Origin of the sequence: Acetomicrobium sp. S15 = DSM 107314 (genome assembly GCF_016125955.1) — a bacterium.
GTDB lineage: Bacteria > Synergistota > Synergistia > Synergistales > Thermosynergistaceae > Thermosynergistes > Thermosynergistes pyruvativorans.
In genome coordinates this window covers 1-364 of sequence record NZ_JADEVE010000372.1, presented here as the reverse complement: position 1 = coordinate 364, position 364 = coordinate 1, and the positions used below count along the sequence as shown (strand labels likewise).

1 pseudogene is annotated in these 364 nt (G+C 48.9%); it reads right to left on the bottom strand.

Going from position 1 to position 364, the window contains the following annotated elements:
* Positions 1 to 220: 220 nt before the first annotated feature.
* A pseudogene (locus tag EZM41_RS11120) lies at positions 221 to 364 on the bottom strand (serine hydroxymethyltransferase); the annotation flags it as partial.

The window sequence follows — 364 nt, the reverse complement described above, 5'->3', positions numbered from 1 at the left end:
CGCGCTCGACACCGCTACGATAGTTCTCAAGAATTTGCTTTGCCTTCTCTATTTCGGCTGGCTGTGGTGTGAACAGATCGTTGATGATACCTACCTGTCGTGGACTAATAGCATATTTCCCTTCAAAACCTCATAGGCCTTTTATCCGGCTTTCTTGAACGCCTGCAGATCGACGTCTTCAACTATGGTCATGCCATTTTCGATAAGCGTTTGTTTCGCCTTAGCCTCCAATTCGCCCATTATTCTCTTCGAAGTCTTTGCCCGTTATGCCGCGCTCCGTAAGATCGACGACTATCAGGTGGTTGTCCGTGCCGCCGGATACGAGTCGAAAGCTCTTTTGTAATAACGCCTCTGCGAGGGCTTT